7 protein-coding genes and 1 pseudogene are annotated in these 8,214 nt (G+C 60.7%); 3 read left to right on the top strand and 5 right to left on the bottom strand.

All coding sequences use genetic code 11. The features are described 5' to 3' along the window. The first annotated feature begins 220 nt into the window (after positions 1 to 220). Together CCR95_RS03460 and CCR95_RS03455 are read left to right on the top strand one after the other, a co-directional pair. Positions 221 to 829 (top strand): Uma2 family endonuclease, encoded by a 609-nt coding sequence (locus CCR95_RS03460; protein WP_201091884.1) that lies wholly within the window; start codon positions 221 to 223, stop codon positions 827 to 829. A gap of 96 nt (positions 830 to 925) precedes the next feature. Next, positions 926 to 1,609, top strand: a complete 684-nt coding sequence (locus CCR95_RS03455; protein ID WP_201091883.1) for a class I SAM-dependent methyltransferase — start codon at positions 926 to 928, stop codon at positions 1,607 to 1,609. Between the two features lie 100 nt (positions 1,610 to 1,709). Here CCR95_RS03455 and CCR95_RS03450 read toward each other — a convergent pair whose 3' ends face one another. Genes CCR95_RS03450 through CCR95_RS03430 form a run of 5 tightly spaced genes read right to left on the bottom strand, consistent with a single transcriptional unit; the run spans position 1,710 to position 7,483 of the window. Next, complete coding sequence (locus CCR95_RS03450; protein WP_201091882.1) at positions 1,710 to 4,532, bottom strand: BPTD_3080 family restriction endonuclease; 2,823 nt, start codon at positions 4,530 to 4,532, stop codon at positions 1,710 to 1,712. Then, positions 4,529 to 5,011, bottom strand: coding sequence for a hypothetical protein (locus tag CCR95_RS25135; RefSeq protein WP_242523040.1), 483 nt, complete (start codon positions 5,009 to 5,011; stop codon positions 4,529 to 4,531). The genes CCR95_RS03450 and CCR95_RS25135 overlap by 4 nt, the downstream gene beginning before the upstream one ends. Continuing rightward, the gene (locus CCR95_RS03440; protein WP_201091881.1) at positions 4,987 to 5,553 is read right to left on the bottom strand and encodes a type II toxin-antitoxin system MqsA family antitoxin; all 567 of its coding nucleotides are present in this window, start codon (positions 5,551 to 5,553) and stop codon (positions 4,987 to 4,989) included. Before CCR95_RS03440 ends, CCR95_RS25135 begins: the two co-directional genes overlap by 25 nt. Continuing rightward, positions 5,553 to 5,909, bottom strand: a complete 357-nt coding sequence (locus tag CCR95_RS03435; RefSeq protein WP_201091879.1) for a type II toxin-antitoxin system MqsR family toxin — start codon at positions 5,907 to 5,909, stop codon at positions 5,553 to 5,555. The genes CCR95_RS03440 and CCR95_RS03435 overlap by 1 nt, the downstream gene beginning before the upstream one ends. A gap of 23 nt (positions 5,910 to 5,932) precedes the next feature. Then, positions 5,933 to 7,483, bottom strand: coding sequence for a DNA methyltransferase (locus CCR95_RS03430; RefSeq protein WP_242523039.1), 1,551 nt, complete (start codon positions 7,481 to 7,483; stop codon positions 5,933 to 5,935). Positions 7,484 to 7,828: 345 nt separating this feature from the next. On the opposite strand from CCR95_RS03430, the pseudogene CCR95_RS03425 reads away from it, so the two are divergent. Beyond that, positions 7,829 to 8,086 (top strand): annotated as a pseudogene (locus tag CCR95_RS03425) (transposase); the annotation flags it as partial. Positions 8,087 to 8,214: the final 128 nt, after the last annotated feature.

The raw sequence follows: 8,214 nt of genomic DNA, 5'->3' as shown, positions 1-8,214 counted from the left end.
AAGGCGACCCGCGCCGAGCCGGCGCAGCTGGCGATCATCCAGGCGCTGGGCAGCGATCCCAGCCCGGGAGGGATACAGAAAATGATTGTCTGAATCGTCCGGTTTCACAAAATTTCACGAATGTAGTGCCACTGAGCGATTTTTTCCGCTGTAAGCGGATGATCTTAAAAGAGAAATAATCTGAGGCGTTAAACTTGGGCTAAACCATGGAGTCGTCAAGATGTCTCAATCCGCTTCTCAACCCGCAATCATGGCGACTCATTTCACCTATGGCGATTATTGCCAATGGCCCGACGATCAGCGTTGGGAACTCATCGATGGCGTCGCCTTCGCCATGGCGCCCGCGCCCGCGCCCACGCGCCTGCATCAGGATTTCGTGGTCGAATTCGCCGCGCAGATCCATCCGCAACTGGCCAGTTCGAATTGCCGCATCTATGTCGCCCCCTTCGACGTGCGCCTGCCCAAGGGCGACGAGGCCGACGCGCGCGTCGACACCGTCGTGCAACCCGATGTCGCCGTCATCTGCGATCCGTCCAAGCTCGACGACAAAGGCTGTCACGGCGCGCCGGACTGGGTCGTCGAAATCCTCTCGCCCTCCAACGCCGTCCACGATCAGATCCGCAAACGCGCGCTTTACGAACGTCATGGCGTGCGCGAATACTGGCTGCTGCATCCGATCGACCGCGTCTTGACCATCTACCGGCTCGGCGAGCAGGGCGCCTTCGGCAAGCCGGACGTGGTGGAACTGGAAGGCACGACCGCCGTGTCCGCCATCGCCGGGCTGGAAATCCAGTGGCCCGAGATCCCGTCGTCTGAAAGTGCAATTTGAACCGCTGTCTGGCGGGCTCGGACCTGCGACACCACTGCCACACTTCATCGCCTGCAAATCAGACTCGGCACAGCGGAATCGACATAGGATCCAACGATGGACACGACCGCAATCAAAAACGGCTTCGATCGCTCGGCCAACACCTACGATCAGGCCCGGCGACAACTGGTCCCCGGCTTCGATGACTTTTATGGGGCGGCCGTCGCCTGTCTTCGCTTCCAGCCTCGGGATGCGTTTCGCGTGCTGGATCTGGGGGCGGGCACTGGGCTGCTGTCCTGGCTGATTTCGGAACGCTTCACGCAGGCACGGTTCACGCTTCTGGATCTCTCCGAGGCGATGCTCGCCCAGGCCCAGGCGCGGTTTGCGTCGGCGCCCGAACGGTTTACGTTCGTGGCGGCGGATTATTCCGAGTCGCTCGCCGGACAGTATGACGTGGTGGTGTCCGCGCTCTCCATTCACCATCTGACCGATGCGTGCAAACAAACCTTATTTCAGCGCGTTTATGCTCTGCTTCCCACTGGCGGCATGTTCATGAACGCGGATCAAATACTTGGCGCCACGCCCGATATCGAGAAAGTCTATCGCGACACCTGGATGGAACATGTCCGTCGGGCGGGCATTCCCGAGGTCGATTTAACGGCGGCCCTGGAACGGATGCGGGAAGACCAGTCGGCAACGCTCGACGCTCAATTCGCGTGGCTGCGGGAGGCGGGTTTCGGCGAGGTCAAGTGTTGGTACCAAGAGGGCCGTTTCGCCGTCTTCTCGGGGCTGAAACGCTGATCGGCTCGGCCTCGGTATCGCTTTTCTCCTGATAGAACGCGCTCTGGAGGCGGCGAGGATTTCAGTCTCGGCGTCCTCCCGCCCTTCCAGGCGCGTTCTTTCATGACTCACTCGCCTGTCTGGCCAAGATGTCATGCACCGCTGCCGCTTCGAACGCCACATCCCAACACCAGCGACCAAAACCGCCCTTGGCATTGACCGTCCGCACCCAGGCATCCAAAGCCGCCCGCTTCGCCTTGTTCTGTTCGCTGTCCTGACCCTTGATCTCCAGGATCAGAATCAGGCCATTGCGCAGGCGGATCAGGTAATCGGGCACAAACCGGCGGCGGCTGCCGTTCCAGAGATAGAACACCTGGAACCCGAGATGATCGTTCTTGGCGTAGGCGCTGACCAAGTCGCTCGTTTCCAGGACGTTAGCCGTGTAATGCTCCCAGGTGCTATCGGAAATGGCGTGGCTGATCTGCGATTTGATGGTCGGGGTCACGGGCTTGGTGGTGTACCAGGTCCGCATCTCGCGGGTCGAGCCGATCGGCGCCTCCTCGTCGAAGACCGGTTCCAGCCGCTCGGTGTTCTGCTCGCGCACATGGCGCAGCAGATGCTGGACGATGACATCGATGTTCAGCGCGAACAGAATCCGTTTGCGGAGCGGCTCCTGATGAAACAGCGACGGAATCTCCAAGCGGTCTGAGTCGAAAAACTGCTCGACCAGTCGAATCAACTGCAAGGTCAGATAATCGTTGGTCCCGTGGAACGATCCCGTCATCTCCGCGAACGCCTTGCGCGCCGCCAGAAAGGTCAGGCGCTGTAACCGGAATCCCTCGGGCAGTCGTTCCAGATCGATGACATGGACCTTGCTCAGGTCGGTCGCCCCGCCCAGCGCGGGCGCGATGTCGGCGCTGATGATGGTCTCGGCGGGATTCAGATTCAGCGGCTCGACCGCCGTCCAGTCGATCACCAGTTCCGGCCGGACCACCGTCTCCACCCGCAACAGGTTCGGCCAGCGGATCTCCAGGTCGTTGCGCTCGGGTAGCGACTCGACCTGAACGCTGCTCTTCGGGGGCGGCGGCGGTTCTCCGCCGTCCCCGACATCCTGGAAGATCGAAAGCGGCACGCCGAAGACGTTCACGTATTCGGGCATGAACAGTCGACGGGTCACGCCATCCTCGCCCGTGACATCCTCCATGTCATGGGCCACGCGCCGCAGTCCGCGCCCGATCACCTGCTCGCACAGCAATTGGCTGGTGAAGGCGCGCAATCCCATGATGTGGGTGACATTCCTGGCGTCCCATCCTTCCGACAGCATGGCCACCGAAATGACGTTCTGGAGATCCTGGCCGGCGCGCCCGCGCTTGCCGACGCTATCGACGAGCTCGCGCAACAAGTCTTCCTTTTTCAGTTCCCGCATCAGCTCCTTGCGCGTCTCGGGGATCGCCGCCGCCGTGACGATGTGATTCAGGGTTTCCTCGTAATCCTTGTCCGCCACCGCGTTCTCGCCGATCTCGGCCTTTTCCAGCACCCTGGAATCCACCCGCAGCAGGCGCTTGGGATCGTGCAGCTCCGGCCAGTGGGCGTCGCCCTGGCGGAAATAGCCTTCGATCCGCGCGGCGGTCTCGGTGCGATTGCAGACCGTCAGCATCACCGGCGGCGAGACATGCCCCGCGTCGCGCCAGTTCTGGCGCGCCGCCCGCCAGTCGGCCCCCAGCAGGGTATAGGCATCCTGCACCAGCTTGGGCAACGGCTCGTGCGGCTCCGCTTTGGAATTGAAGTCTTCCGAGACCGACGGATCGCGGTAAAGGTGATAGAGCTTGGAGCGATAGGTCTTGGCGTCAGGCAGGGCGTCATCGCGGATCACCACGCGCGGTGTCTTCACCAGACCCGCCTCGATGGCGTCATTGAGCCCGAAATCGGAGACGATCCAGCCGAACAGCCCGGCCTCGGTACTTGCCTTGCCGGTCGGCGCGAAAGGGGTCGCCGAGAGATCGAAACAGCGCAGGATGCGGCGGGTCTTGTGGAGGCGGTCCAGGCCCTCGATCCAGCGGGTCGCCTCGTCCAGGTCGATCCCCTGTTCCGCTGCCTGCTTCTTGCTGATCTTGGCCTCGGCGGGTACCCGATAGGCGTGGTGCGCCTCGTCGTTGATGATCAGAATGTCCTTGTAGCCCGACAGCTTGCCCAGCACCCGCCGCGTGAATGCCTCGTCGCTCTCCTGGCCCTTTCGCACCACCGAGCGTTGCGCGCCCTTGAGCGGCATCAGGCTATGCCAGTTCTCGATCAGGATCTCCGCCTGGTTGAGTCGCTGGCGCAGCGCCTCCGAGGGGCAAATCTGGAAGGCGTCATAATCGTTGTCCGGCTCGCCGGGATACAGCACCCGCAGCCGGTTCTTGACCGTCAGGCCCGGCGCGACCAGGAAAATCGCCCGCGCGAAATCCTGGTTGCGTTTGGGATAGGTCAGCGCATTGAGCACCTGCCAGGCGATGATCATGGCCATGACCGTGGTCTTTCCCGAGCCGGTCGCCATCTTGCAGCACAGCCGCTGCCAGGGTCCGCCATCGCCGGGGATGTGGATGCCCTGCCGATAGGACGGCGCGGCCTCGATCAGCCAGATCAGGGTCTCGATCGCCTCCAACTGGCAGTAGTAGAAAGGGTGATCGCGGACCGAACGGTCGTGCCAATGTTCCAGCAGGCGACGGGTGACGCTGGTCACCCCCGGATAGCTCTCGGCGCGCCAGTCATCCACCCGCCCGCGAATCGCGTTGACCAGATCCAGCCGCTCGATGCGCCGGGTGTTATTGCGCACGTCGTAGAGTTCGTAACCGGCCGAGCGGCGCGCAGGGATCAGCGTCAGCGTCCGGTCAGCGGACTGCTCCCAATGCCGGGTCGGCGGGTCGAAGGGGGAATTGAGGATGAGCGATTTGGGGTTGGTCACTGCCCGTTTCCGGAGAACAGTGGAACCTGAAGCGGTGTGAGACGGGCTTGCCCGATGAGATCGAAAACATGCTGGCGCCAAAATGGCCAAACGTTATGCACCGCGTTGAAATCTGCAAATGCCTTGAGCGCCTCTTCCGACACCTCTCGAAGCATGTCGTAAACGACCAGATAGTCCGCTTCGACCCCGAAATAAACTTGCGGATCATCCTTCGCGGCGTTATCGACCACACGTTCACCGAGAGAAACGAGGACACGAAACTCATGGGTCAGGGTCTGTCCATTTTCGCACTCGCCGATTGAGAACCTGACCCCTCGCTTGTGCTGCTGGAGAGCTTCAAAATCCTCTACGTCCGGCAGAACGCATTCGCGGAACAAGCGGGATTCGTACAGGATGACATCCCGCAACCGCAGTCCATCGGCTGCTTCGCGAATGAGGTTTTCAGTTTCAGGCTTCACGCGGCGCGCGTCCGTTTCCATGTTTCGATCTCAACGACAGTCGAGTTTTCCCGGCAAACGGCCGATTGGTACGCGGTGCCACGCAACCGGACGGTATTGCCGCTGGTATATCCGCTCCGATAATTCGCCGCAGCTAACTCCGTTTTGTCTTCGCCAGTCTTCAATTCGGCGAGTAGAGAAGGATAGCGGCCCATAAGACGAAGTAACCGATCCATGGCGACACTCTGCGCCACGTCGCCGCGTTCATACTTCGAGAAGGCATTAACGCCGCCTCCGAAGAATTCTGCAGCATCCCTTTGGGTTAAATGAAGTCGTTCGCGCAGCGCCCGGATCTCATCGCCCGTCAGCAATCCATCGGCGCGACGCTTGGCATCCATGATCCGGCGATGGTTGCGCCGAATCTGATCTTCGAAAATCGGATCAGCTCCGCATAGAGGGCATTCATAGCCTTCCAACTCGCTGACGACCAGATCGGCGCCATGATGCTGAAAGGTATCTTCATAGGTGATCGGGAAAAGCTCACCTGTCTCGCACAAAGGGCAAATCGGTTGCTTGTCGGTCATTAGCGTTCTCGGTGGAACGACGCCAGGACCACGAGGATGCAGTCCCGGTCGAGTTTCAGCTTGATGTAAAGCTCATCGACGACACCCGTTGGGCCTGGATAAGCAACGTGATACACGTCAAGCCATGGCTCACCCGGTGCGTAGCGTTCGGTATGGTGAAAGTGGCAATCCCTGAGAAGCTGGAGACACTTTTGCACGTCCTCCAGGACATAGGGCAAGTTCTCGATGTCACGCTGCACGTTCTTGCTGCCGTAACTGACGCACCCCAATTTCGCCAGTTCGCGAACGCGAGACAGTGAATATTCTGCCTCGTTTCGTCGTTCTGGGGTGGGATCCTGGTCGTTCTTTGTAACCATTATGGTTATCCCGCTTGCTGAAATCAATCCAGGGGGACAACCTTCAGGGATTCAATCCCGCGATCATCCACGATCTTGACCGCGATCTTGCGGTTTTCGCCCGCCGCGAACGGCAGCGAGACGGTGCCATGATATTGATCCAGCAGGGCGTCGTTCAGCTCCGCGCGGATGTTCTTCTTGAGCTTGTACCAGCCATCCTTGGCCCCTGCCATCGGAAAAAAGACCTGACGCGGATAGAGCGAGCGCTCGTCATAGTCGGTATCCAGCAGCCACAGTGCAATCCGGGAGGTGCCGCCCGACACCAGTTCGCCCTTTTTGGTATCGAAATAGTCGAAGCCGTGAATCTCGACCTCGAAACGGCCATCCGGGCGCTGGCGGACCTCCACATCGGGCTGACCCATGAGCCAAAAACTCTGATTGCTGGCGCGGCCCTTCTTCAGATCCTCGGTCAGCAGATCGGCGTTCATCTTCGCCTTGAGCGCCGTGATGCCCTGGATCGCATCGATATCCTTGGCCGCTTCCGGGTCGAACTCGAAGGCGCAGAAGACGATCATGGTCGGCAGCGGAAACAGCGAGCCGGCCTCGCGCAGCGCCAACTCCACCTGACGCTGTTCCAGTGCGGCATAGGCGGGGCCGAAGCTCACGACGGCGCGTTCGCCGGTCTCGGCCAGGGTGCCGCTGATGTGCAGATGCCGAGTGCCCGGCAGGGTCTCCAGCTCGGCGAAGACCAGCACCTGACCGCCCTTGCCGCGCAGCCCGGTCTTTAGCAATTCGTCGCGCCATTCATGTTGACGGGCGGACTCGCCGGAGCGGGCCACGGCGGCGTCCGCCACCTCGGGCGGGCGCGCCTCGTCCAGCGAAAGCACGGTGGGAAAAGGCACCGCCTCGACCGAGAAGGGGCCGGTGATCCGCAGCTTGCGCTTGTCCGGCGCGGGCTGATCGTAGAGCGTTTCCTGATCGGCATGGGCGGCGATGGACGCATCCATCCGGCGCTGCATCGCCTGACGCGCGGTCTGGAAGGCATCGAAGGGCGCTCGCGCCGCCTCCGGCCAGTCCGTCGGAAAGTCGAAGGGAACCTCCCACGCCTTCAACTCATCTCGGGCAAGATCCAGGATCCGTAGCGATTCGTTCAGCGCCGCCAGCGCCGCGTCGATGGCCGGGTGCATGGCCTCGAAAAGCTCGTCAATCTCTGGATTGTTCGCGATCGACTTGAGTGTGACATGCGGAACGGTCTTGTAGATGAAGCCAGCCTTCAACCCCTCGTGGGGATAGCGCAGGCTGTAGTAGTCGAAGCTCGCGGTCAGCAGGCGCTGCTTGGCCAGGGTCAGCGCCACGCGGGAGGTATCGCAGGTGATCCAGCGCCGGCCCCATTTCTCGGCGACGAAGGCCGAGGTGCCGGAGCCGCAGGTGGGATCCAGGATCAAGTCGCCGGGATCGGTGGTCATCAGGAGGCAGCGTTCGATCACCGATGCCGCAGTTTGGACAACATATGACTTTTCTACTCCAGCCTTGGTGTTTTCCCAGCGATCATGAATCGGTACAACTGGAAAGTCCGTCTCAAACCGCCTGTACATCACGATGCGCCCAAGTTTTGCAATTCGATTTGCTTTGCTTAGTCGATACATTCCGGGAATGTTTGTCTTCCAATGCGTACCCGACCGACACATAAAAGAGTCATCGCAAAAACAAACGTCGAGTCTTTTCCAGAATCTTCATCTGAATAGATAACATCAAGTTTGACTCGGGTTCCTTCACTAGAGAGCATCCCTTCAGCAATCTCTTCGCGAGAAAGCCTACGAATTTCACCCGACGGAAGCTCAACTGCGTCATATCTGTCTAGCAGCCTGTCGGACTTTCCCGGTGCCGCGCGGCACTGCCGCCGGTAGAATAGGCGCATCACCCCTGGGATGCCTGAGCCGATGAGCCACTTCCGTCCGATTCTGCGTGATGTCGACTTTCTGCTTCCACCGTCGGTGCAGGATTGGCTGCCCGAAGGGCATCTGGCGCGCGACGTCGTCGAGGTGGTGGAAGGGTTGGACCTGAGCGAATTGGAGCGGGCCTATGCTGGGCGCGGCAGTCCGCCCTATCACCCCGCCACCCTGCTGTCGCTCTTGATCGACGGGTATGCCACCGGCGGCTTTTCCAGCCGCAAGATCGAGCGGGCCACGTATGATTCCTCCTGATTAGAAAGATTTTCCAGCAGGCCAGTTTTTCGCTGGAAATAGGCGCACAGTGGGTTACCCCGTCTCGCTGAGGAATCCCGTCATGCCCATGAACCGTATCCAATTCCAAGCCGGGCTGTCAC

This window comes from Thiocystis minor (assembly GCF_016653465.1).
In the GTDB taxonomy this organism is placed as follows: Bacteria; Pseudomonadota; Gammaproteobacteria; order Chromatiales; family Chromatiaceae; genus Chromatium; species Chromatium minus.
The sequence above is the reverse complement of the archived record's forward strand: the minus strand, read 5'-3'. Positions and strand labels throughout refer to the sequence as shown.

What these genes read in the sequence shown, in the direction of transcription:
- CCR95_RS03460 (WP_201091884.1), top strand. Translation starts at nt 221, where the DNA reads ATGTCTCAATCCGCTTCTCAACCCGCAATCATGGCGACTCATTTCACC.
- CCR95_RS03455 (WP_201091883.1), top strand. Translation starts at nt 926, where the DNA reads ATGGACACGACCGCAATCAAAAACGGCTTCGATCGCTCGGCCAACACC.
- CCR95_RS25135 (WP_242523040.1), bottom strand. Translation starts at nt 5,011, where the DNA reads ATGGAAACGGACGCGCGCCGCGTGAAGCCTGAAACTGAAAACCTCATT.
- CCR95_RS03440 (WP_201091881.1), bottom strand. Translation starts at nt 5,553, where the DNA reads ATGACCGACAAGCAACCGATTTGCCCTTTGTGCGAGACAGGTGAGCTT.
- CCR95_RS03435 (WP_201091879.1), bottom strand. Translation starts at nt 5,909, where the DNA reads ATGGTTACAAAGAACGACCAGGATCCCACCCCAGAACGACGAAACGAG.
- CCR95_RS03430 (WP_242523039.1), bottom strand. Translation starts at nt 7,483, where the DNA reads ATGTACAGGCGGTTTGAGACGGACTTTCCAGTTGTACCGATTCATGAT.